Genomic DNA, 21,440 nt, shown 5'->3' with positions numbered 1-21,440 from the left:
ATTTAAGGAGAAATCAATGAAAGCAGTGATCCCAGTTGCTGGTCTTGGCACGCGTATGTTACCTGCAACAAAAGCAATCCCTAAAGAAATGCTTCCTATTGTTGATCGCCCGTTGATTCAGTACGTTGTAAATGAAGCAATATCAGCAGGAATTAAAGAAATTGTTTTAGTAACGCATTCAAGTAAAAACTCAATTGAAAACCACTTTGATACCAGTTTTGAGTTAGAAGCCACACTTGAAAAGCGTGTGAAACGTCAGTTACTTGCTGAAGTACAGTCAATCTGCCCGAAAGATGTGACTATTATCCACGTTCGTCAAGGTGAAGCGAAAGGCCTTGGTCATGCGATAAATTGTGCGGCGCCTATTATAGGTAATGAACCGTTTGTTGTTATCTTACCGGATGTTATCATCGATGATGTTGCGAGCGATCTTAAAAAAGATAACTTAGCTGAAATGATCCAGCGTTTTGAAACCACCGGTGAGAGCCAAATTATGGTTGAGCCTGTGCCGCAAAACGAAGTAGACAAGTTCGGTGTAGTAGACTTAGGTGATGTAACAATCAATCAAGGTGAAAGCGCCGCAATTTTGAATATGGTTGAAAAGCCTCCTATTGATCAAGCTCCATCAAATCTTGCTGTTGTGGGTCGCTATGTACTGAGCAAAAATATTTGGCCATTACTTGCAAAAACTCCAGCTGGGGCAGGTGATGAAATTCAATTAACAGATGCCATAGCCATGCTAATGGAAAAAGAAACGGTTGATGCATACTCTATGAAAGGTAAAAGCCATGACTGTGGTAGCAAAATTGGTTATTTAAAAGCCATCGTTGAATTTGCTTTACGACGTGAGGAATTCAAAGATGAATTGAGCGACTTCATAAAGTCGTTGGTTAAATAACCAATTCTATTTACTTAGTAATAAATTATGTTAAAAAAGTGCCTATATGGCACTTTTTTGTTATTTACAAGCAGCTGACAATTGTTGATTATTAACAAATTAGGGACTTTTCTGATATACCTTTGTCTTATAGGGTTGTTAAGATGAGTATGGTGATTAATTGCTCTAATTCAGTTAGTTAACTGAGTAATGAAAAGCATTAATAATTTTGCTGCAAATTGTTTATGTTATAAAGCTACTTTTTACTAACAACATGATTTGCAGCGAATTAAAGCACTAAACTGAAATTATAATAAAAACATAATGTTAGTGTTTATTTTCAATATCTTAAATTATCTTTTAGCTTTTGATGTACAGGTAAGTACTAACAGATAGTCTTCTTCAAAGTAAGAAGCAATTTTTTAACGGTACGTTTAAGAATCCTGATTATGAAAGATTACTTCAAGCCTTTTCGCTGCAGTATATACCTAATGGTGTTATTAACTGTTTCTGGTTGCAGTAATGAGCTGCTGCTAAGCTCTACCGTTAATTCTATGCAAAGTTTTGCACTTCGCTTAATCGATCCTATTTTTCAAATTAATGTAAAAACTAGTTCTGAGCTTCAATCAACGGCTACACAAAAAAATACCCTAGCCACTGCTGCTATATTAGCACCTACAAAACCTAATTATACTTTTGCGTTACAGTTAGCATCAGTTAGCTCTGAGACCGCAATAGAAGTCACCTTTCATAAAATGGCAAAACAAGCGCCTAGTATTTTTCAAGGTAAACCAATTTTGAATGTTGAAGTTGCAGACGTGCATGATAGAACTTTCTACCGCTTAAAGTTTGGAGGCTATAAGTATTTAAAAAATGCGAAAGCTGACTGCGCGGCTATTAAGCGACAAGGTATTGATTGTTGGGTTAGTAAATACACAGATAATCGAATTTATTTTTAGCGTCAAATATTCACTCTAAAGGTGGCATTTTTATTGCTAAGATTTAAGTCTGTTTTTTAGAATTGACGTCACCATGCATTTTTCTATTTTCTCTAAATATTTATTGTTAACCATCTGCTTAACTGCTTTAACAGCATGTATGATGAGCCAAGAACAAAGCCAGCCTGTTTATACTGAACAGCAGGTACAGCAATTTGCTGCCGAGTGGCAAAATCAACAGCCTAGCATTGAACGTCTTGCTGCAATGGAAAAAGACCTTGCGTTGTTAATCGAGGTACTTTCGGCTAATAGTGATTTAACTGCACAACCATCGGCATTTGAGCCGCAAAATGATGTGATCTATCACCAAAGTGAGCAAATACAATCTCAGCAATCATCATCAATCGACTCATTAGAAACGATTATTGCTGCAAACAAAGCAGCAGAAGCAGGTGTGCAATTAGGTTTATATTTAACGCCGAAAAAGGTCAGACATCAGGTCTTGAACCTTAAACGTGATTATCCTGCTGTTTTAAATGACCTAGATTTTCGCTTTAAAACTCGTGAGCAAAAAGGGGTAACCTTGTATGGATTACGAGCAGGTCCATTTGCAAATTATACTCAGGCGACAGCTTTTTGTGAGATAGCCAAAAGAATGGGGCAAACTTGTGTGACAGCCCCTTTTATTGGGGAGATGCTATAAGTATCTTTCCTCTTGGAAATTAGGGGATTAACCTTAAAGTATTTGTTCTAGAGGTCGATAAAGCTTAAGATACAGCAAAATGGCTTAGCCATTTATTTATAAGGACTTAATATGAAATTACCTCTTTCTTTAATTGCATGCTCATTAGCATTTTCTGCTTTTTATTCTTATGCCACTACTGAATCTTTCAGTGCAACAGTAAAGGTTCAAAACTCAGTTGTTTTAACAAAAGGGAATGATCTAAATTTTGGTACTATTCGTGCCGTAGCCGATCCTTCAGGTGCTGCGCAAGCTGTTTTAACAATTAACCCAGAACCTGATGCAAGCCCTGTTTCAACAAGAACAGATGCATCTCCTGCGATTATTTCAATTATTGAGCAAGGGTCTCCTGCTTCATTTACGGTATCGGAAGCGGTGCCAAATGCGCGTTTGTCGATTACTGATCCTACTGCTAATACTTTAGCTTCTGATGGACAAGGTTTAAATGAGCCAAACTTTATTGTTGATGAATGGAAGTATTTTATTACTTCAGGCCCAAATGCAAATGCTTATTACCTTCCAGGCAGCCCAAATTTAACAGCAGATGCAGACGGCAGTGTTGAGTTTAACATTGGTGCCAATTTATCTACCTCAAATTCGGCGTCATCTGAGCCTTATCGTGATGTTGAGTATACCGGCACTTTCCAATTAGAAGTTGCTTACTAATAATACTAGGTAATTAGTCATGCGCTTTTTGCTTTTAGCTACTGTTTTATTTTGTGTGTTCTCAACACCCTTACAGGCTGCGAGCACAGAGCAACAAGCGCTTGATTTTGGTACTCTAGTTATTCTAGCTAATACAAATACCAGCTCTGTAATCGTCAAAGATGATGGCAGTATCAATACGCAGGGCTCGGTTTATGTTCTTAAAAATGGCCGCCCTGCAGAATTATTACTTACTGACTTTCCAGCTAGAACTCAGCTAACTATGAATCTAGTTGCCCCAGTTGACTTAACACATGATATCGATGGCAACTCGAGTGCTGGATTTTCTGTACGCCTTAATGGTTTTCCTAAATATGTGATTACCAATGAATTTGGTGAAGCAAAAGTATTTATTGGCGGTATTTTAACGACAGACCGTAGCGCTAAACCATACGCTGATGGTCAGTATTCTTCTACAACTTATTTAGAAATATCAGTCGATTACTAAGGATAGATATGTTCGCAAAACGTCTTTTATGTGGACTTCTTTTTGTTTTTTTCAGTCAATATGCAACGGCAAACTTACTTATTTCACCAACGCGGGTTTCATTTGATGAGCGCCAACGAAGCGCAAAAGTCACCGTCATTAATAGCTCAGAAGAGTACCGTACATACCGCGTGGTATGGAGCGAAAAATTAGCGCTACCTGGTGGGGGCTATCAAACATTGAGTGAGCCAGTAACCACGAGCCTTTCTCCTATGGCACGCTTATCACCAAAGCAAATTCGCTTAGCACCTGGCGAAAGGCAAACGATTAAAATAGCAATTAGAAAGCCTAAGGATTTGGCTAAAGGGGAATATCGTTCCCATTTACTATTTCAAGCCTTACCAAATGAAGATAAGGCAGCTAAGGCTGGACTTAAAGTGAATATGATTTTGAGTTTTAGTATTCCAGTTGTATATCGTGAACAAGGTGAGCTGCCAAAAGTTGCATTTCAAACTGCAGAAATAGTTGAAGATTCGGTAAACAAAAAACCAAAAATTGCCGTTAAATTAACTGAACAACAAGGTTTTAGTAGTTACGGTCGACTTAGCGCGTATGTTACTAATTCTGCAGGTAAACAAGAAAAAATCGCAGAAATCGGGAATCTAAGCCTATACCCTGAAATTGAACAAGCGACTGTGTTGTTAGATTTATTCTCTGGTAAACAGTTGCCAAAACAAGGGAACATTGAGCTTAAATATCAAGGTGCCGATGAGTATGAAGGCGTCGATTTTGGCTCATATTCATTGCCTATTCGACATTAAGGATTAATGCGAAAACATTTATGAATCGCTTATTTGCGATAGGGCTTATACTATTAAGTCCTATCAGCGTTGCTAATTCGACTGTGAGTACAGAGGATGTACTAGCTAGAGTCAATGCCATAAGAGCTAAGCTAAATGGCGAACAGCTTTACGCTCCACAATCTAAGCATATACCTGCTGTTAATCATTCTGCAGATACCTTAGACGCTCAGCAACGAATTGCCACTGGGGAATTTTTGCTATTTTCAATTTATTTAAATGAAAATTATTTAGGTGAGTTGTTTGCCCTTAAGTCTGATCAAGACATATTGCTTGGCGTTTCGGGGCTAGTTGATATTTTACAGCTTGCAATTAATGTCGATATATCAGCCGAGAGGGCCGAAGGTTGGTTCATTAACACCAATAAAACCTTTCAATTAACAGCTCAAAAACAGTTGATTACAGATACAAAAAAGTGGCAGCTTACAGAACAACAAATTAGTGTTGATGATGATATTTATATAGAGGCAGCAGTACTCGCTGAGGCTTTAGAATTTCAGCATCGCTCTGATTACGCAAGCTTAGAGCTGTATATTGAAACTGAGTCTGTTTATCCGGTTGTCGCCCAAGCGCAGCGACATAAAAAACAACTACAAAGCTATAGTACTCAAAAGCAAGCAACTTTACCTTGGAAACCAAGCCCATATCAGGCCTTATCTGTCCCTGTGGCTGACTTACAATTGAACTATACCCAAGATAATGATGGTAGTCAGGCAAGTTACTCATTACTTGGCTCGCAAGATTTTGCATACCTTACTATGGAATACTTTTTATCGGGCCGTGAAAGTGATTTATTGAATAACTCAAGACTAACTTTCTCCAAGCAAGATGTGAATAATCAGCTGTTAGGTCCACTTGCTGCAAGTCTTATTGAGGTAGGTGATGTCACAGCTACGCAAGTTGGCAGCCGTTATAACAACCAGTACGGGCGCGGAGTTAAAATTTCGAATTATCAACTTGGGCAAGCAGTTAATAATAATCGAGTGAATCTAACTGGTGTAGTACAGCCAGGTTGGGATGTTGAATTATACCGCAATGGTATTTTAATTGAGCAGCAATTGAGCTTGGCGGATGGGCGCTATGTTTTTGCTGACGTTGATTTACTGTTTGGTGAAAATAACTTTGAGTTGATTTTTTATGGTCCGCAAGGGCAAGTAGAGCGAAAAACAGAATATTACTACATTGATGGTACGCAGCTTGAACAAGGGGAAGCAGTCTATGAGTTATCTGTTTCAGAGCAAGGCAAGCAGTTATTAGGTAATTACAGTAATAGTGCAAACAAGGGCTGGGTTGCTGCAGGGCGATACCAATATGGATTGAGTGATAACGTTGCTATGTACTCAGGCTTTATGGCGCAAAAGCAAGAGCAAGATGAGTTATACCATGTTGCTCTAGGAACGAATCTCAGCTTGTTAGATAGGTTATTAGTTAATCTGGAATATGAAGAAAACAATCAACAACAAAGAGAATTTGAATTAACAACAAGAACTAAACTGGCTGATCAGTCTTTGCTATTCAGCGCAACGAACCGTACTGATAACCAGAATGGTCGAGATATAACGCTGAAAAGCTATCAATTTGATATGTCTGGTGAGCTGATGCAAAACAACTTTGGGCGTCTTAATTATCAAAACAACTTTTTAGTTCAACACGCACAAAGTGGTGATTTAAAGCAAATTTATAACCGTTTAAATTACAGCTATGCAAACGTCTCAATAAATAATTTATTGCAATGGCAAGACCCAAGCGCCGGGCAAGAAAGTGTAGATGGTATGACGCGTTTACAAACACGACTAGGCAGAGTGTACAGTCGGTTTGGTGTTAATTATCGACTTTCTCCAGTGAGTGAGATAGCAAGTTATGAAGCTGAATTTAGCCGAAGTTTAGGCCCGAGTCTCCAAGCAGAGTTAACTATAAGGGACTCTCTAGATTACGATGTTCAGTCTGCAGAATTAGGACTAACGTGGCAAAATGACAGGATTAACTTAAGCAGTAATGTTAATTACGATAGTAATGACCAATGGCAAATTCGCTTAAATAGCCGATTTAGCTTTGGTTTTGATAGCCAATATAATCAACCATTTATGAGCAACAGAACATTGACCAATACAGGTAGCTTAATGGTTAATGTGTTTTTAGATGAAAATGATAATGGTATTAAAGACAGTACTGAGAAGGGCTTGGCGGGTGTTAAAGTAAAAGGCTTACAAAATTATCGCCAAGCGATTACTGATGAACAAGGGATCGCGATTCTTTCTGCTATGCCAGCTAACCGCACAACAGATATAGTGCTCGATCGTGACAGTTTTGCTGACCCTTTTATGATCCCCGCCCACGATGGTTTCTCCATAACACCACGAGCAGGCTTTGTTGAGTACATGGATTACCCAGTAAATAATGCCAGCGAAATAGAAGGCACTGTTTATCAGCAGACAGAGCAAGGAGCTAATGTTCAACCTTATGCCCAAATTACTTTAGTGGATGAGCAAGGTAATGATGTAGCAACTACGCAAGCGGCTTATGATGGCTATTACTTGTTTACTGATATTAAGCCCGGTAAGTATCAGGCGATTGTAGATAAGCAGTACCAAGGACAAAAATCACTGACTAGTACTCAAACACATAAAATACAGTTATCGCCCAAAGGTGATGTGCTGGTGGGAGTTGACATTACTTTGCGGCCACTCGAAAAGCGCCAGGGATATATAGCGAGTATTGGCAAGTTTAATTCACTGAAAATATTAAAGGTGTATTACTCATTGGTGAAACAGCGTTTGTTACAGCAAGGGTTAAAAAACGCTTTTTATATTCACGATAAAGCAAATGCGCACTACACGCTTGCGGTTGGCTTTGACGCACAATCTGCAAACGAGCTTGAGCAGCAATGTGTGCAGCTAATATCACAAGCAATTAAATGCCATGTAACAGAACAGCATGTCCAACACTTGCAAGGAGCAAATTATGGTTTTTAGTATTTTTCAAAATCTGAAGAAAGTATGGTTAGTTTTACTGGTTACTCCTATCTTTGGTTGCCAAAGCGTATCAGAGCCACAAGTGAGTGAAGAAAACTTAGTGAAAATTAGCCAGCAAGAGCTTATGGAGCTAAGGCAGTCGCATCAGCAATTCCAAGCAATGAAGCCAGAGCTTGAGCGCTTGCTGACAATTGAAAGTGAGTTAACCTTACTCACTGAACAACTTACTTTGTTAAATACGCAGCAAGCTGAGCCTGTAAATACTAAAAAGTCATCAGTAACCGCCCCTCAGTTTATTGCGGAGCCTGAAGCTAAGTTTGCACTACAGCTTGCTTCCGTAACAGAATTACCTCGACTAACAGCTCGCCTTGCTGAAATTAAAAAACAAGCGCCGGCACTATTTCATGGTCAGTTTATTGCTAATGTAGAGTCAGTAACTGTAAATGGCAGCACTTTCCATCGCTTGAAAATTGGTGCATATCAACAAAAGCAGCAAGCTGCTAATGATTGTAAAAAGTTAGCATCTGTCGGGGTGGCATGCTTGGTATCGCACTATGTGCAAAATCCGCTTGATTTATCCCATCAACAATAATACTTAGGCATAATTATTGCTTTATACTTACTAAGTTTAGTGAGGATGGCAATTATGCGCCTGTTATTTTATTCAGTTTTTTTAGTGTTGGTGGGTTGTAGCTTAACTGAAAAGCCACAAAAAGCGCCCCCTAGAGAAACCCCAAAATCGCCGATGGCACCTTATACGGTGCATCAATACGTTGCTGATCTAAGTAGTCAGCTGAGCCGTATTCAAGGCCCTTACAAAGGCAATGCACGTATTGCTGTGACCAGTTTCTATATGGCTGATGGCTTAGGTACTGATTTAGCAGAAGATCAGGGCAGTGGTTTGAGTCAGCAAATTCAAGAAAGTTTATTAACGCAATTTACTCAGCTTGGTTTTCATACCATAGAGTATCGATTAGAAAAGACTTTAAATTTGCAGCAATCGGCCGATAGTGTACTTAGTCGTGATGTAAATACCTTGCGTCAACGTCAGAATATTGACTTTGTTATTACCGGCACACTGACGCGGCAACAACATGCCTACATAGTTAACGCCCGATTGGTAAATACCAAAGATCTGCGAATAGTGTCAGCAGCAAGCACCGAGATCCCTATCAATGTGATGTGGGGCGCTGAAAAAGTTCAGCAACGTGATGGCCAGTTGTATCGAAGCGAATATTAAGAGGAACTCATTTAATGAAACGTTTAATTTTAACTTTATGTTTGCCTTTTGGCTTTGGTTGCTCGTCAATGTTAACTGGTGATGTAACACAACACGATAATGATCCTCAATTAGCTGCGCAAAGAGAAGTTGCCGCGCCGCATAGTAACTACAGTGTGTTTCAAACCAATCAGGCGGTGATGAATAACAGCACCTTTACCGCTGCACCAACGCGCAAAAATATTAATCACTATGTGCGTGGCATCATGCAGGACTTAGTTGAAAACTTGCAATATGTTAGCGATAACACGCCGGTTGCTGTTTCAAGCTTTGTATACCTTGATGCAGATTACAACTCAACGAATTTGCTAGGTAATCAAATTGCTGAAAGTTTCATTCATGAGCTTCATGCATTTGGTGTACCTGTCATTGATTTTAAAACCACTGATTATATGCGTGTCACGCCAAGTGGTGACTATGTTTTCAGTCGTGATTATTTAGAGCTAAGCCAAGATCAAAACTTCAATTATGTATTGGCGGGTACTTTGGTTAATCATCAAAGTGGTGTGCTCGTTAATGCCCGCATTGTTGGTTTAGCAAGCAAAGCAGTTGTAGGGTCAGCGCAAGGCTTTATACCACAATCAGTGGTTGATGCCCTTGATAGCACCAACCGTAGTGATGGTATTACACTTAAACAAGCAAGTGAGTAAGCTATGAAAGGTTTTATCTTCGCATCGTTAACGCTCGCGATTTCTGGCTGCCAATTGCTGCCAGAGCAATCAGCAGAGCCGCAAAATACCGCTCAAAGTGCACCTGCATCAGCAAGTACTCAAGTCGATTATGTTGCTATGCTGCAAGCGCTTGAGCAAAAAGATATGCAGCAGGATAACGCTAACCATCGTTTATTTGTGCCTTATCAACATCATAAAACCGTTGTTAATTATGTCGAGCAAATGGCCCTTGAATTAGTGGATACCATGCAACAAGAAAGCGAGTTAGGAATAGCCATTACTAGCTTTGTTGATTTAGATGCGAGCCTAAAAAACAGCTCTCAACTTGGTAATCAACTCTCTGAAACAATGATGCACCAGCTGCAAAAATTCGGCTTTGGCGTTGTTGATTTTAAAGCGATGGATATCATTAGTGTGACCTCGCGTGGTGATTTTGTTATGTCGCGTGATGTAGAAGAGCTAGCCGAGCGTCGCATCGCCAGCCATGTACTTACAGGCACGCTGATATATCGCCCTAATGGTGTTGAAGTGAATGCGCGAGTAATTAATCTAAACTCAAAGCTGGTTATTGCCAGCGCACAAAAAGTGATCCCTTATTTTGTGCTAAAGAATGAGTCAATCAAATCAGAGACTGCTCGCGTTAACTAGCCTCATTATTTTACCGATCGGCTTGCTCTAAAGCCGGTTGGATTAATTTCTTGATTACCAAAGCCTTAGACCGTTATAATTTTCTGTAGCTTTACCTCAGCTTTTTAAGTGGCCTCTTAGTTAAATGGATATAACGGCCCCCTCCTAAGGGGCAGTTACAGGTTCGATTCCTGTAGGGGCTACCAATAAAATCAATAAGTTAGTCATGTTCTTCTTTGAAGCAAATTTGTAGCATTAAAGTTCCAAATCGATTGCCTAAATCAATATCCGATAAATTTGAGTGTTCTATTAAATAATACAGATTTCTTCATTCGAACAGTCTTCTTATCAAGTCGTTTTTTAGTGCTGCCAGCATTTCACTTACTCAACACTATGTCTATTTTCAATATTAAAAAACAATACGTTTGTCGTGTTCTTTACTGTTTTTCTTGCTGTTTGATTGAAATCTAAACTAATCATTATTTTGCAGATTAGTTTTAACCCCGCCTATAAAAGTGACAGGTTCTAACTACTTCCTATGGCTAAAAACAGAATAAGGATATTGATATGTTGATTATTACGAATAGAAACATAAATAAATCAAACTTTAAAAGTGGCGTAGGCGATCACAATGCTTTTGGTGACTACGCAAACGCTAAAGGACCTAATGAAGTTAGGCTCGCTCATGCAGATAAAGTAGAGGGAGTATGGCAAGTGCGACTAGTCACTGAGCCATCTAAAATCACAGAGAATAATATTCCCTCTAAAAAAGCATTTGCAGAAGTTCGTGAACGGCTCACTTCTTCAGGTAAAAACTGCGTTTTTTTTGTACATGGCTTTAATCAAAGCTTTTATAAGAACTTAGAAAAGTCATTAGCATTAGAAAAAGAGCATGGGGTTGAGGTTGTTGTTTTTTCTTGGCCCTCTAATCCTGGAGGTTTTAAGACAAAAGAATACCGAAGCGCTAAGAGGAATGCACAGGCGTCAGTTGGTGCTTTGGATGCTACGTTGGAAAAGCTAGGTCATTACATGAAAGAGCCGTTCAATAAAGAGGCCCTTGAGGCATGTGATATTAAATTTACCTTTATGACATACAGTTTGGGGAATTTCTTGTTTCAGAATTACGTTATCAACGCTTTATACGAAGCTGAAACAAGAATGTTTGATAACGTTGTATTGTGCCAAGCTGATGTTGATAACGCAGGTCATCAACATTGGGTAAATAATATAGAAGCTGGAAAACGAGTTTATATTACGATCAATGAAAATGATTGGGTCCTAAAATGGTCTGATGCGAATTTTCAAAAAGATCGGTTAGGAAGAACTGCTAGGAATTTGGTCGCTTCAAATGCTTTTTATTTTGACTTTACTGGCGGCCCAAATGTAGGGAAAACCCATGGCCTGTTCTATGAAAAGACAAATGATGTAGTTAAATCATTTTTTACAACTGTTTTAAATGGCGGTAGAGGTGAGGAGACTGATGGCTTAGTTTTTGATAGTAAGTTGAACGCTTATAGATTTTAGCTCTAAAATGAGGCTATTAATTTTTTAATAGCCTCATTAAAATTAACCCGTTACTTTTTCAAGCTCGCCTGTGCGCCATGGTTCAATGATGATTTTGATATGGTCGTTTGGTTTAAATAAGGTATCAAATGCACCTTGTACGCCATCTATGCCGACTTTACCAGTACGCATTTTTTGCCATGCAATTTTGCCTGACGCGATGTTCTCAAGTGATTGTGCAAACTCTTCTGGCTGGTAGTAATAAGAGAAAATAAGGTCTAACTCTTTCACTGTGGCATAAGCAAAGTTAACGTTTAGTGGCGCGGTATGTACACCAGTTACAATGATTTTTGCTTTTGCTGGCGCACGTAAAATGTAATCGTTTAATAAGCGGCTTACACCAGCACATTCAAAAATAACCACCTTGTTGTTACCCGCAAGTGCTGCGGCTGTAGCAACTTGATCATCCGCCATAGGGTTAACATATACTGTGGCGCCAAATTCAAGGGCAATTTGTTTTTTACTTTCTTGTGGATCAGAGGCAACGATGTGTTTTACGCCTTGAAGCTTTAACGCGGCAATCGCGGCAAGGCCAATTGGGCCACAGCCAACCACAATGGCAACATCGTCATTATTCATTTGTGCACGGTTCACTGCGTGCAAGCCAACAGCAAGTGGTTCTGTAATGGCTGCTGCTTCTGATGGAACTGCATCAGGAATAGGTAATAGCAAGGCTTCATCAACAATAAAATATTCAGAATAGGCACCATATAGCCCAGGGGTTACACCTACGCCAGCGCCGCCCGCAGAAAGTAAAATAGGCACTGAGGTTACGCGGGTGCCTTTAGCTAATTCGCCTTTAGTATTGGGGCCATAGCTAACGATTTCTGCCGCATATTCATGGCCTAATAATACTTCTTGGTCATCGCCTGCCTCTTTAGCCATGATGCCAAGGTTCTTATAGATATCGAATACATCGTTGGTGTGGCGGGTAATATGAATATCAGAACCGCAAATACCGCAAGCTAGGCTTTTTACCAGTACTTGGCCGGGTCCAGGTGTAGGGATATCAATTTGTTTTACATGCAGCTTGCCATTTTGCATGGCAACAGAATTCATTTGGCTCATATGTGTGTCCTCAATTCACCTTATTTGTGAATTATTAGACTAAAGTAAAGCGCCTTCCTTAATCTTGACTTTTTGCGACAAAAACACAGCTTATTACGACACTGTTGTTTGTTAACTGCTCATTGTGGAGTGTTTAAAGTTAAAACCCTAAGAGTGATTAGGGTTTTAACTTTGACATTACAGAAGTTTAGCCGAAGTAGGCAGTATTGAGGTACAAGTGAGTTAATACACCAGCAAAGTAACCGAGTAAAATGACCGGTGACCATTTTAAGTGGCTATTAAAGGTGTAGATCCCTCGCGCTTGACCCATGAGTGCAACTCCTGCCGCAGAGCCAATTGATAACAGGCTACCACCAATTCCGGCTGTTAGTGTGATAAGCAGCCATTGACCATGCGACATATCAGGCATCATTTGTAGCACTGCAAACATCACTGGAATGTTATCTACTACCGCTGACATTAAACCAAGAATAATGTTCGCACCGGTGGCAGACCAGTTGTTATAAAGTAAATCAGAAAGTAGCGCTAAGTAGCCGATAAACCCTAAGCCACCAACACAAATAACGATGCCATAGAAGAACAAGAGCGTGTCCCACTCTGCTCTCGATACGCGGCTAAATACATCAAAAGGAACAACGTTACCTAAGCGAGATAAGCGCTCTTTATCACCTTCACGCTCTGCCATCGCGCGTTTTCTGGCAAGAGAGCCAGGGAGTGTCACGCGTAAGAAGTAACCAAAAAACTGTAAATAGCCAAGGCCCATCATCATACCCACAACTGGCGGTAGACCAAAGGCGGTTTTTAGCACCACGGCGGTTAAAATTGTCAGTAAGAATAAGCACAATATGCGAAGCGCACCGCGTTTAAGTTCAATATCTTCATCGGCCGTATCAGGGTGACGGTTATTGATAAATAAAGACATAACAAAGGCAGGAATAATATAGCTGACTAAAGCTGGCAGAAATAAAACAAAGAACTCGGTAAAGGCAACAACATCAGCTTGCCAAACCATCAGTGTCGTGATGTCACCAAATGGGCTGAATGCGCCGCCGGCATTAGCGGCAATCACTATATTTACGCATGACATAGCAATAAAGCGGTTATCATTTGCTGCAACTTTCATTACCACAGCACATAAAAGTAGGGCGGTTGTTAAGTTATCGGCTACAGGTGAAATACAAAATGCCAGTACACCGCTTATCCAAAATAATTGTTTGTAACTAAAGCCCCTCGCAACTAGCCAGCTTCTTAGGCCATCAAATAAACGGCGTTCTTCTAGGGCGTTAATGTAGGTCATCGCAACGAGCAAAAATAGCATTAACTCTGAAAATTCTAACAAGGCATGACGAAATGCGTCGGTGCTAAGATCAGATAAGTTTTGTGCACTGTATTGCCAAGCAATAAGGGTCCAAATAATCCCGGCTGCAACTAATACGGGTTTTGATTTGCGTAAGTGAATTTTTTCTTCGAGTATGACGAGCACATAAGCAAAGATAAAAATAACAAGGCAGATAATGCCAACAGGATGGGTGAGTAAATCGATAGTACCAGTTGACGCAGCATGAGCTTGGCCACCGAAACATAGCAAGGATAGGATCAGTCCTTGTAATAGTTTTTTCATTGTATATTCCACTTAATTCATCTTAAATTCGTTACGGTTTGAGTAAATGTAGCTGCAGACATTTTAAGTTTATTCTTGGCTTTATGTAACAATTTGGTAACTAAGGTGTTGGTATTTTGAATATAAATATGGGTGATGGCGAGAGCAGACCAGTTATATAATTTATAATTGAATCAATGGGTTGAGGTTTTAAAATAATAAAGGGCTGCAACGAGCAGCCCCAACTTGAAAATTATGCAAAGTGTTTTTCTAAATCGTCAGAGCCACCAATGTGCTCACCGCCTATGAATACTTGCGGCACTGTCTCACGACCCGAAATCGCTTTTAAACTCGTTAGTGAAGCGTGTTGACCTAATACAATTTCTTCGTACACATAACCTTTTGCGTCTAGTAGCGCTTTAGCTTTGGTACAGAACGGGCAGTTAGGTTTAGTAATAATGCTCACTGATTCTGGTTTTACCTGTGCTGGGTTAATGTATTCAAGCATGGTATCTGCATCAGATACTTCAAACGGGTCGCCAGGCTTTTGTGGCTCGATAAACATTTTTTCGATAACGCCATCTTTTACCAGCATAGAATAACGCCAGCTGCGTTTACCAAAACCTAAGTCGTTTTTATCAACGAGCATACCCATACCGTCGGTAAACTCACCGTTACCATCTGGTAATAGAGTAATGTTTTGCGCTTCTTGGTTTTGCGCCCATGCATTCATTACGAATGTATCGTTTACAGAAATACAAACAATGTCATCAACGCCGTTTTGTTTAAATACAGCTGCAAGCTCGTTATAACGTGGTAAGTGAGTTGATGAGCATGTTGGTGTAAATGCACCAGGTAATGCAAATAACACAACCGTTTTACCTTTAAAAATTTCGTCAGTGGTTATTGATTTCCACTGCTCGTCTACACGCGTTGCGAATGTAACGTTTGGTACTCTTTGGCCTTCGATATTCTTTAACATTGTTTTGATTCCTCTTGATTTGCTGAGTGCCATTATGCAATTTAATTTATGATAGCTCCAATCGTTTGTTTGTATTAGTATGATAGGTAAAAGCTATTGATGGTGTGATATGAATTTAAAAGACTTTGAATACGTAAAAGCGGTTGCACAATATAAGCACTTCAGAAAAGCTGCCGATGCGTGCTATGTCAGCCAACCGACATTGAGTGGTCAGGTCAAAAAGCTTGAACAAGAATTGGGGGTTGTTATTTTTGACCGTTCAACTAAGCAGGTTACGTTGACTGTGCAAGGTGAGCAACTACTTAAACAGATCACAGTTATTTTAGAGCAAACACAGGTACTTAAAGAAATAGCTACCAGCTCACACGACCCACTAAAAGGTAAAATAAATGTCGGTATTATTCCTACCATTGCGCCTTATTTATTGCCAACGCTGCTAACGTCGATGAAGCAAGCCTTTAGTGAAACTCAGTTTTCATTTATAGAAATGCAAACAGCACAAACGCTTGTAGCGCTTGATAATGGTGAGATTGATATTGCCATTGTTGCTGATGTGGCTGATTTAGCGCCTTATCATGTGTCACCGCTTTATAAAGAAGATTTTTTAGTAGCGGTTTCTGAACAACATGCATTAGCAAAATGCCCTGAGGTTGCGCTGGCTCAATTACAAGGTTGTGATTTATTGATGCTAAATGAAGGGCATTGCTTTAAAGATCAAGCAGAACAATTTTGCTTTTCAGCAGGGGTTGAGGTGTCAAATCAATATAAAGGCAATAGTATTGAAACCTTACTCGCGCTGGTGGCAATGGATGATGGGTTAACTTTTGTTCCTAAGCTTGCTTGTACACCACGTGAGGGAGTAAAGTACTTAGCAATTACACCAAATCAGCAGCGCCAAGTTGTTATTGCAACCCGTAAGCATTACCCACATATAGCAGGCGTTGAGCAATTAGCCGACTGGCTAAATGCTCATAAGGGACTACAAGCTCACTTACTCGCTAGTAGCTAATTCAACAATATCGTTTATTTGAATGTTTGGTAGTGGTTGCTGATCAATACTTATGGCTACCGCTGATTGCTGATAAAGCTGAGTTACTTTTACCTGGTTAAGTGTGGTGATTTTATGCGGAAGCTTATTACCCTGTGCATCCGTTAGGTAATTATGATGGGCAATATTTAAAATTTGCCCTTGCTCAATCCCGTGCGCCTTACCCAAGTTGATGATTAGCTTATCGTTTTCGATATGCAGTATTTTTCCTTGCGTGGGTAAGCAGGCCATGGCTGCTTGTAAGTCATAGGTTAGGGTTTGGTTTATATCGCTGATAGCTTGGCCATAGTCAGTTGCCCAAAATCGGTCGCTATATACATCGATGATCTCAGTCTTTTTATACGGCCAAATGCCTTCTGTTTGGTAGCTTTTTTGCCAGAGCTTTTCGTAAGTGGTGCCATCAAATAATACGTAATCTACTTTGTATGCACGCTTGAAACTGTCATCTTGCCAAAATGCATAATCGTTGTTGATCTTATGGTTAACCGATAAGTCACGAATACGGCTCAGTAATACATATTGCGAGTTACTGCGACTAGTGATCTCTTCAAGTAGCGCATTACTGTAATCGTATTGCTGAGTGAAAAAATGATCTACTCGCAGTGGGATATTGTAATAGGCTGTTGGCTTTGCAGCCATTTGCGTATTGTTTAAGCTGGCATAGAGGTGTTCGCTAATAGCTTTGTTTACGTCAAAAATTTGGCCCATGCGCGCTTGCTCGCGGTTGGCCAGTTGGCTTTGTGTCACGGCAATAAATTTAGTGTATTGGTTTGCTGGGCATTCTTCTGCTTGAGCAAAAATATCTAAGCGAAGCGTTATAGCATAGGTGTCGTTATGGCGGTCTTCGCTGATCAGTTCTATTTTTTGGATTTCACCGTGGCTGCTTATTTTTAGCTGATCTTGCGTCAAAACCCCGTCAACGAGGGTTTGTACTGAGCTAACTCGAGCGCCAGAAAACACTAACGCCTGAGTTATGGCGTCTTTAATAGCGGCAGATTTGGCTTGGCTCGTATCGCCATTTTTTATAACAGCATGACCTGTAGATTCAAACCACTGCGCTAAGCTATTGTTAGAAAACAAAATTGTAAAGGCTAAAGCGAACCACTTAAAGTTGGCTCTTGTTTTATTTTTCATGCTGACACCTAGCATTAAAACCAATGAATAACCTTAACGAGCAAGGACTGTACCACAGTGGCATTAAACGTGCATATTTGTAGCCAAAGAGTTTTAAGCGGAAATAAATCATGCGAGCATTATTATTCGGCGGGCTGGTTGCCTGCGCAGCATTAACCGGCTGCAGTAGTATTTTTGATAAACATGTAGAATACACTTACATTGAGCCAGATAGCTACCCAGTGCTAAAAGCCGTGGGTTATGCGCCTATTAGTGCTCAACCTGGTAATAATGAATCGCAGCGTACCCTTCTTGCGATTAAAGCCTCAAAGCTTGAAGCGTATCGAGAGCTTGCTGAGCAAGTTTACGGGCAAAAAATTTCCGCAGGTACCACAGTGCAAAACAGTATCGCCCATAATGATCAATTACAAAGCCAAGTACAAGGTGTGATCAAAGGTGCACAGGTGATCAAGACTTATGCAGTAGGCGATACCTATGCAACTGAATTGCAGCTCGATATGAAGCGCGTCCACGATTTATACATCGGCGAAGTAAAACCTCGACAGGTAAAAAAAGTAACGTATTATTAGCGCTTAAATTCTCATAGTTTCAGCTTGGGTGCTATGCTTTAAAAATCATATTTTTTTATTAAAGCATAATGGGTAACACACACGATTACATTCAAGCTGAATATCTTCAAGGCATGCCTTATGTTATCTAAGGCTTGTATCTTTGCTTGTCGTTTTATTGGGCGTTACCGCTTTTTATCTTCTTCAATTGTCATTCTATTTTGCGTCACTAGCGGTGCTTTAGCTGAGCGCTTAGTGATCGAGTTCTCAACCTTTATTCAACAAATGCAGCAACGCTACGGTGCCACGCGAGTTACTGTCGCAAGGCAATGGCAAGGCATGTTGCAGCATGCTCAAAATCTTCCTGAACAACAGCAAATTTTAGTCGTTAATGATTTTTTTGCGCGTAGTTTACGTTATCAAACTGATATCCAGCTATGGAAACAAAATGATTATTGGGCAACCCCACTAGAAACAATGGGAACAGGGCTTGGTGATTGTGAAGATTATGCTATTGCTAAATACGTCAGCTTACGCGCTTTGGGTATAAGCGACACCAAGCTTCGATTGATTTATGTTAAAGCGCAATTACCTGGAACTAGGAAGACCCAAGCCCACATGGTGTTGGGTTATTACAGTCAACCCAATGCACAACCACTTATTTTAGACAGCTTAATCGTAAAAGTGTTGCCTGCTGCAAAGCGCACCGATCTTAGTCCTGTTTTCAGCTTTAACAGTAAGGGCCTTTGGGCTAACAATTCAGCACAAAGCGTAGCCGACCCGACAGCGAGGCTATCACGTTGGCGACATATTTTAGAGCAAACTCGTAAAGAAGGAGTTAAATGGTGAATATAATTAAAGCGTTTAAACGCAAAAAAACCATTACTTTGAAACAAGAGTTATGGATTGCCATTTTAGTGGTGATCATTATTGGCTTTATTAGCAGTTTGCTGATTAGTACAAGTTCGGCAAAAGACTATTTTACAGCCGAACTTAAAATGAAAAATGTAGATAACGCAAATTCATTAGCGCTAATGTTGAGTCAAATGGATAAGGACCCGGTGGAAATCGAACTGCTTCTTTCGGCGTCGTTTGATACAGGTTATTACCAACGTATTGAATTAAAAGATCCGAATGGCGAGACTATTATAAAACGTGCATTTAAGGGCGAGTTAGTGCTTGATGCACCGAGCTGGTTCCGCCATTTATATTCTCTTGAAGTAGCACCCGGCATTGCGCTTGTCAGTGATGGTTGGCAGCAATATGGTACTTTATATGTTGAAAGTCATAGTCAACATACACAAGATGCGCTTTGGCAAAGTTCGGTGCATTTGTTTTTTAGCTTTCTTGCTGTTGCAGTTGTTGCTTGTATAGCGAGCGCTTACTTCTTATCGAAAATTTTAAGCCCTTTGAGCGATGTAATGCGCCAAGCAATAGCGTTAGGAGAAAAGCGCTTTATTAAATCAAAGGTGCCTAGAACATACGAGTTTGCCAAATTAGTTTCTTCAATGAACTTACTATCTACACGTTTTAGCCGCATCGTGAAAGAGGACCGTCAAAGGCTTGAAGAAATGCGTTTTAAGAGCCAGCACGATGACCTGACTGGGCTTGCAAATCGTGAGTATTTTAATGCGACCTTAGATACCTTTTTAGATAATACACAAGGGCATGGCGCATTATTCCTTTTTAGGGTGGTTAATCTTGACGAGCTAACAGAGCAAGTTGGACGTGTAGAGATGGTCGAGTTTTTACGTCTTTTCTCGCAGTCGTTAGTTGCATTTCTAGAGTCAAATGAAGATAGCTTTAGAGAGAGCCATATTGCGCGAATGTCGCATGTTGACTTTTTGGTGTTGTTTTCTGATGTGAGTGATCTAACACTGTTGAGTGACAATATTTTGCAGTCTCATCAGCAATTAGTTGCTCAGTACGCACAGGTGGATCTTGCTGTATCTCATAGTTGCAGTTTAGTTACTACCAACGATACGCGAGGAGCGCTGTTAAAGCGGGTTGATAGCTTATTAAAAGTGGCGATTTCAAAGCCTGGTTGTAATGCCCACTTTACTGTAGATGGTACTGCTGAGCTTAGAAATGATGACCTTAATTTTTGGCGAGAAACGATAGAATTAGCATTAAAAGAAAACCAACTAGAAATTGCATTATATCCCGTTACCTCGTTCAGCGACGTTCTTCTACAACAACAAATTTCACTGAGTTTATTGCTCAAAGGAGAGAAGTACGGAATAGGATTTTACTATCAATGGGCGCACAAACTTCAATTACTAGCGCGGCTTGATTGGAGCCTAATGAAATTGATGATTAAGCAATATGGTGAGTTAACAGACGGTGCCTTGCTGGGGATGGAGCTCTCAGCAGGTACCTTACATGATGATATGGCCGTAGCGTCAATTTTGACAGGATTGTGTGCTTACCCTGAACTTGCTAAGCGAATTTGCTTTGAGGTACGAGCAAACACTGCCATTAAAGATTTACCGTTATTCAGGCGTTTTTGCAGTCAGGTGCATAGCATAGGTGCAAAAGTTGCGTTAAAACGCGTTGGGGCTGAGTTTACAAAATTAACTAAAATCCAAGAGCTTGGCCTTGAGATGATAAAGGTAGATAGCGTTTATTGTCATAACATTAGTTTTAATGACTCAAACCAAAGCTTTTTGAGAGGGGTATGCTCATTAGCTCACTCGCTAGGGATTAAGGTTGTTGCTGAAGGGGTTAAAAACCCAAGTGATCAATCAACCTTAAAAGGGCTTGGTTTTGATGGTGTTGTTGCGGTTGAAGAGTCAGTTTAATGACCCTTCACAGCAAGCATTAATTGCATTCGATCGCGTACCTTTAATTTATGAAAAATTGAGCTCATGTGCTCTTTGACAGTGCGCTCAGTAATATTTAAAACTTGCGCGACTTGTTTGTTGGTTGCACCTTTTATAACTTCATCAACAACCTGTTTTTCACGCTTGGTGAGAGAACTCAGATCACATTGATGCGGATAGTTAATTGCTTGTCCTGATAACACGCCAACCAAGTTTGAAAGTAATTGCCCAGGAAGCCAAATTCCACCGGCGTTAACGGTTTCAGCAACTTGTTCGATAACAGTTTTGTTTGCAAATGCTTCAATGTATCCGCGTGCACCAAGTTGCAGTGCATCACACAGTTGTTGAATATCCAGCTGAGTTGTCATCACAATCACGGGTAGTCGTTGTGCGGTTAATTTTTGTAGCTGCACTTGCCAATCCGCAGAGTCTGCAAGTAACCAGACTAATGTGTCTGCTAATAATTTCTTAGGGCAGGCTGTCTGAATTACGCAATTTGGAAATGCACTTAACCAGTGAGGCGATTGCAAGTCATCTTGTGTAATAAAAATACTGCGACGCATGATTACTCCATTAA

Annotated in this window: 21 protein-coding genes and 1 tRNA gene; 17 read left to right on the top strand and 5 right to left on the bottom strand. The window is 40.1% G+C overall.

The genetic code is table 11. The annotated features are described in order from the left end of the window. Window positions 1-16: 16 nt before the first annotated feature. The 13 genes from galU to IRQ78_RS14785 all read left to right on the top strand — a co-directional run bounded on the left by galU (window position 17) and on the right by IRQ78_RS14785 (window position 11,622). The gene (galU, locus tag IRQ78_RS14845) at window positions 17-898 is read left to right on the top strand and encodes a UTP--glucose-1-phosphate uridylyltransferase GalU (RefSeq protein WP_054554355.1); all 882 of its coding nucleotides are present in this window, start codon (window positions 17-19) and stop codon (window positions 896-898) included. Window positions 899-1,326: 428 nt separating this feature from the next. After that, the gene (locus tag IRQ78_RS14840) at window positions 1,327-1,836 is read left to right on the top strand and encodes an SPOR domain-containing protein (RefSeq protein WP_054554356.1); all 510 of its coding nucleotides are present in this window, start codon (window positions 1,327-1,329) and stop codon (window positions 1,834-1,836) included. Between the two features lie 73 nt (window positions 1,837-1,909). Beyond that, on the top strand, window positions 1,910-2,518 hold the full coding sequence (locus IRQ78_RS14835) for an SPOR domain-containing protein (RefSeq protein ID WP_082389317.1): 609 nt from the start codon (window positions 1,910-1,912) through the stop codon (window positions 2,516-2,518). Between the two features lie 111 nt (window positions 2,519-2,629). Then, window positions 2,630-3,223 carry a DUF4402 domain-containing protein gene (locus tag IRQ78_RS14830; RefSeq protein ID WP_054554358.1) on the top strand — a complete coding sequence of 198 codons (594 nt, stop codon included), beginning with the start codon at window positions 2,630-2,632 and terminating at the stop codon, window positions 3,221-3,223. A 19-nt stretch (window positions 3,224-3,242) separates the two neighbouring features. After that, entirely contained in the window at window positions 3,243-3,710 is a 468-nt protein-coding gene (locus tag IRQ78_RS14825) for a DUF4402 domain-containing protein (protein ID WP_054554359.1), read from the top strand. Window positions 3,711-3,718: 8 nt separating this feature from the next. Beyond that, on the top strand, window positions 3,719-4,510 hold the full coding sequence (locus IRQ78_RS14820; RefSeq protein ID WP_138600288.1) for a fimbria/pilus periplasmic chaperone: 792 nt from the start codon (window positions 3,719-3,721) through the stop codon (window positions 4,508-4,510). A 20-nt stretch (window positions 4,511-4,530) separates the two neighbouring features. Beyond that, window positions 4,531-7,521 (top strand): hypothetical protein, encoded by a 2,991-nt coding sequence (locus IRQ78_RS14815; RefSeq protein WP_206769774.1) that lies wholly within the window; start codon window positions 4,531-4,533, stop codon window positions 7,519-7,521. Further along, the gene (locus IRQ78_RS14810; RefSeq protein ID WP_171041497.1) at window positions 7,511-8,113 is read left to right on the top strand and encodes an SPOR domain-containing protein; all 603 of its coding nucleotides are present in this window, start codon (window positions 7,511-7,513) and stop codon (window positions 8,111-8,113) included. Before IRQ78_RS14815 ends, IRQ78_RS14810 begins: the two co-directional genes overlap by 11 nt. A gap of 54 nt (window positions 8,114-8,167) precedes the next feature. Continuing rightward, complete coding sequence (locus IRQ78_RS14805; protein WP_054554363.1) at window positions 8,168-8,761, top strand: FlgO family outer membrane protein; 594 nt, start codon at window positions 8,168-8,170, stop codon at window positions 8,759-8,761. Between the two features lie 14 nt (window positions 8,762-8,775). Next, a complete protein-coding gene (locus IRQ78_RS14800; RefSeq protein ID WP_138600292.1) occupies window positions 8,776-9,450 on the top strand; it encodes a FlgO family outer membrane protein in 675 nt (224 codons plus the stop codon). Between the two features lie 3 nt (window positions 9,451-9,453). Then, window positions 9,454-10,119 (top strand): FlgO family outer membrane protein, encoded by a 666-nt coding sequence (locus IRQ78_RS14795; protein WP_194442590.1) that lies wholly within the window; start codon window positions 9,454-9,456, stop codon window positions 10,117-10,119. A gap of 110 nt (window positions 10,120-10,229) precedes the next feature. After that, window positions 10,230-10,304 (top strand) — tRNA-Arg (locus IRQ78_RS14790). Window positions 10,305-10,665: 361 nt separating this feature from the next. Then, complete coding sequence (locus IRQ78_RS14785; protein WP_194442589.1) at window positions 10,666-11,622, top strand: alpha/beta hydrolase; 957 nt, start codon at window positions 10,666-10,668, stop codon at window positions 11,620-11,622. A 42-nt stretch (window positions 11,623-11,664) separates the two neighbouring features. Here the strand turns inward: IRQ78_RS14785 and IRQ78_RS14780 are convergent, their stop codons facing one another. The 3 genes from IRQ78_RS14780 to IRQ78_RS14770 all read right to left on the bottom strand — a co-directional run bounded on the left by IRQ78_RS14780 (window position 11,665) and on the right by IRQ78_RS14770 (window position 15,311). Continuing rightward, window positions 11,665-12,729 carry a zinc-binding dehydrogenase gene (locus IRQ78_RS14780; RefSeq protein ID WP_194442588.1) on the bottom strand — a complete coding sequence of 355 codons (1,065 nt, stop codon included), beginning with the start codon at window positions 12,727-12,729 and terminating at the stop codon, window positions 11,665-11,667. A 187-nt stretch (window positions 12,730-12,916) separates the two neighbouring features. After that, complete coding sequence (gene nhaD / locus IRQ78_RS14775; RefSeq protein ID WP_054554368.1) at window positions 12,917-14,350, bottom strand: sodium:proton antiporter NhaD; 1,434 nt, start codon at window positions 14,348-14,350, stop codon at window positions 12,917-12,919. Window positions 14,351-14,582: 232 nt separating this feature from the next. After that, complete coding sequence (locus IRQ78_RS14770) at window positions 14,583-15,311, bottom strand: glutathione peroxidase (protein ID WP_194442587.1); 729 nt, start codon at window positions 15,309-15,311, stop codon at window positions 14,583-14,585. A gap of 109 nt (window positions 15,312-15,420) precedes the next feature. On the opposite strand from IRQ78_RS14770, the gene IRQ78_RS14765 reads away from it, so the two are divergent. Continuing rightward, window positions 15,421-16,320, top strand: coding sequence for a LysR substrate-binding domain-containing protein (locus tag IRQ78_RS14765; RefSeq protein ID WP_194442586.1), 900 nt, complete (start codon window positions 15,421-15,423; stop codon window positions 16,318-16,320). Here the strand turns inward: IRQ78_RS14765 and IRQ78_RS14760 are convergent. Continuing rightward, window positions 16,303-17,493 (bottom strand): flagellar assembly protein FlgT, encoded by a 1,191-nt coding sequence (locus IRQ78_RS14760; RefSeq protein ID WP_194442585.1) that lies wholly within the window; start codon window positions 17,491-17,493, stop codon window positions 16,303-16,305. The two genes, IRQ78_RS14765 and IRQ78_RS14760, sit on opposite strands and share 18 nt — an antisense overlap. A gap of 110 nt (window positions 17,494-17,603) precedes the next feature. Between IRQ78_RS14760 and IRQ78_RS14755 the strand changes: the two genes are divergently transcribed. From IRQ78_RS14755 to IRQ78_RS14745, 3 genes are all read left to right on the top strand, one after another. Beyond that, the gene (locus tag IRQ78_RS14755) at window positions 17,604-18,062 is read left to right on the top strand and encodes an LPP20 family lipoprotein (protein ID WP_054554372.1); all 459 of its coding nucleotides are present in this window, start codon (window positions 17,604-17,606) and stop codon (window positions 18,060-18,062) included. A gap of 120 nt (window positions 18,063-18,182) precedes the next feature. Then, window positions 18,183-18,890, top strand: coding sequence for a transglutaminase-like cysteine peptidase (locus tag IRQ78_RS14750; RefSeq protein WP_082389319.1), 708 nt, complete (start codon window positions 18,183-18,185; stop codon window positions 18,888-18,890). After that, complete coding sequence (locus IRQ78_RS14745) at window positions 18,884-20,842, top strand: bifunctional diguanylate cyclase/phosphodiesterase (protein WP_194442584.1); 1,959 nt, start codon at window positions 18,884-18,886, stop codon at window positions 20,840-20,842. The genes IRQ78_RS14750 and IRQ78_RS14745 overlap by 7 nt, the downstream gene beginning before the upstream one ends. Here IRQ78_RS14745 and IRQ78_RS14740 read toward each other — a convergent pair. Further along, window positions 20,839-21,426, bottom strand: a complete 588-nt coding sequence (locus IRQ78_RS14740; protein ID WP_054554374.1) for a LuxR C-terminal-related transcriptional regulator — start codon at window positions 21,424-21,426, stop codon at window positions 20,839-20,841. The two genes, IRQ78_RS14745 and IRQ78_RS14740, sit on opposite strands and share 4 nt — an antisense overlap. Window positions 21,427-21,440: the final 14 nt, after the last annotated feature.

This window comes from Pseudoalteromonas simplex (assembly GCF_015278155.1).
Lineage (GTDB): Bacteria > Pseudomonadota > Gammaproteobacteria > Enterobacterales > Alteromonadaceae > Pseudoalteromonas > Pseudoalteromonas simplex.
Note: the sequence above shows the minus strand (reverse complement) of the source record. Positions and strands in the feature narration are given on the sequence as shown.

Coding starts and splice junctions, on each gene's coding strand:
- IRQ78_RS14815 (WP_206769774.1), top strand. CDS start 4,531: ATGAATCGCTTATTTGCGATAGGGCTTATACTATTAAGTCCTATCAGC.
- IRQ78_RS14755 (WP_054554372.1), top strand. CDS start 17,604: ATGCGAGCATTATTATTCGGCGGGCTGGTTGCCTGCGCAGCATTAACC.
- IRQ78_RS14825 (WP_054554359.1), top strand. CDS start 3,243: ATGCGCTTTTTGCTTTTAGCTACTGTTTTATTTTGTGTGTTCTCAACA.
- IRQ78_RS14760 (WP_194442585.1), bottom strand. CDS start 17,493: ATGAAAAATAAAACAAGAGCCAACTTTAAGTGGTTCGCTTTAGCCTTT.
- IRQ78_RS14835 (WP_082389317.1), top strand. CDS start 1,910: ATGCATTTTTCTATTTTCTCTAAATATTTATTGTTAACCATCTGCTTA.
- IRQ78_RS14800 (WP_138600292.1), top strand. CDS start 8,776: ATGAAACGTTTAATTTTAACTTTATGTTTGCCTTTTGGCTTTGGTTGC.
- IRQ78_RS14830 (WP_054554358.1), top strand. CDS start 2,630: ATGAAATTACCTCTTTCTTTAATTGCATGCTCATTAGCATTTTCTGCT.
- IRQ78_RS14740 (WP_054554374.1), bottom strand. CDS start 21,426: ATGCGTCGCAGTATTTTTATTACACAAGATGACTTGCAATCGCCTCAC.
- IRQ78_RS14785 (WP_194442589.1), top strand. CDS start 10,666: ATGTTGATTATTACGAATAGAAACATAAATAAATCAAACTTTAAAAGT.
- IRQ78_RS14780 (WP_194442588.1), bottom strand. CDS start 12,729: ATGAGCCAAATGAATTCTGTTGCCATGCAAAATGGCAAGCTGCATGTA.
- IRQ78_RS14750 (WP_082389319.1), top strand. CDS start 18,183: ATGTTATCTAAGGCTTGTATCTTTGCTTGTCGTTTTATTGGGCGTTAC.
- IRQ78_RS14770 (WP_194442587.1), bottom strand. CDS start 15,311: ATGTTAAAGAATATCGAAGGCCAAAGAGTACCAAACGTTACATTCGCA.
- IRQ78_RS14745 (WP_194442584.1), top strand. CDS start 18,884: ATGGTGAATATAATTAAAGCGTTTAAACGCAAAAAAACCATTACTTTG.
- IRQ78_RS14805 (WP_054554363.1), top strand. CDS start 8,168: ATGCGCCTGTTATTTTATTCAGTTTTTTTAGTGTTGGTGGGTTGTAGC.
- IRQ78_RS14810 (WP_171041497.1), top strand. CDS start 7,511: ATGGTTTTTAGTATTTTTCAAAATCTGAAGAAAGTATGGTTAGTTTTA.
- galU (WP_054554355.1), top strand. CDS start 17: ATGAAAGCAGTGATCCCAGTTGCTGGTCTTGGCACGCGTATGTTACCT.
- IRQ78_RS14840 (WP_054554356.1), top strand. CDS start 1,327: ATGAAAGATTACTTCAAGCCTTTTCGCTGCAGTATATACCTAATGGTG.
- IRQ78_RS14820 (WP_138600288.1), top strand. CDS start 3,719: ATGTTCGCAAAACGTCTTTTATGTGGACTTCTTTTTGTTTTTTTCAGT.
- IRQ78_RS14795 (WP_194442590.1), top strand. CDS start 9,454: ATGAAAGGTTTTATCTTCGCATCGTTAACGCTCGCGATTTCTGGCTGC.
- IRQ78_RS14765 (WP_194442586.1), top strand. CDS start 15,421: ATGAATTTAAAAGACTTTGAATACGTAAAAGCGGTTGCACAATATAAG.
- nhaD (WP_054554368.1), bottom strand. CDS start 14,350: ATGAAAAAACTATTACAAGGACTGATCCTATCCTTGCTATGTTTCGGT.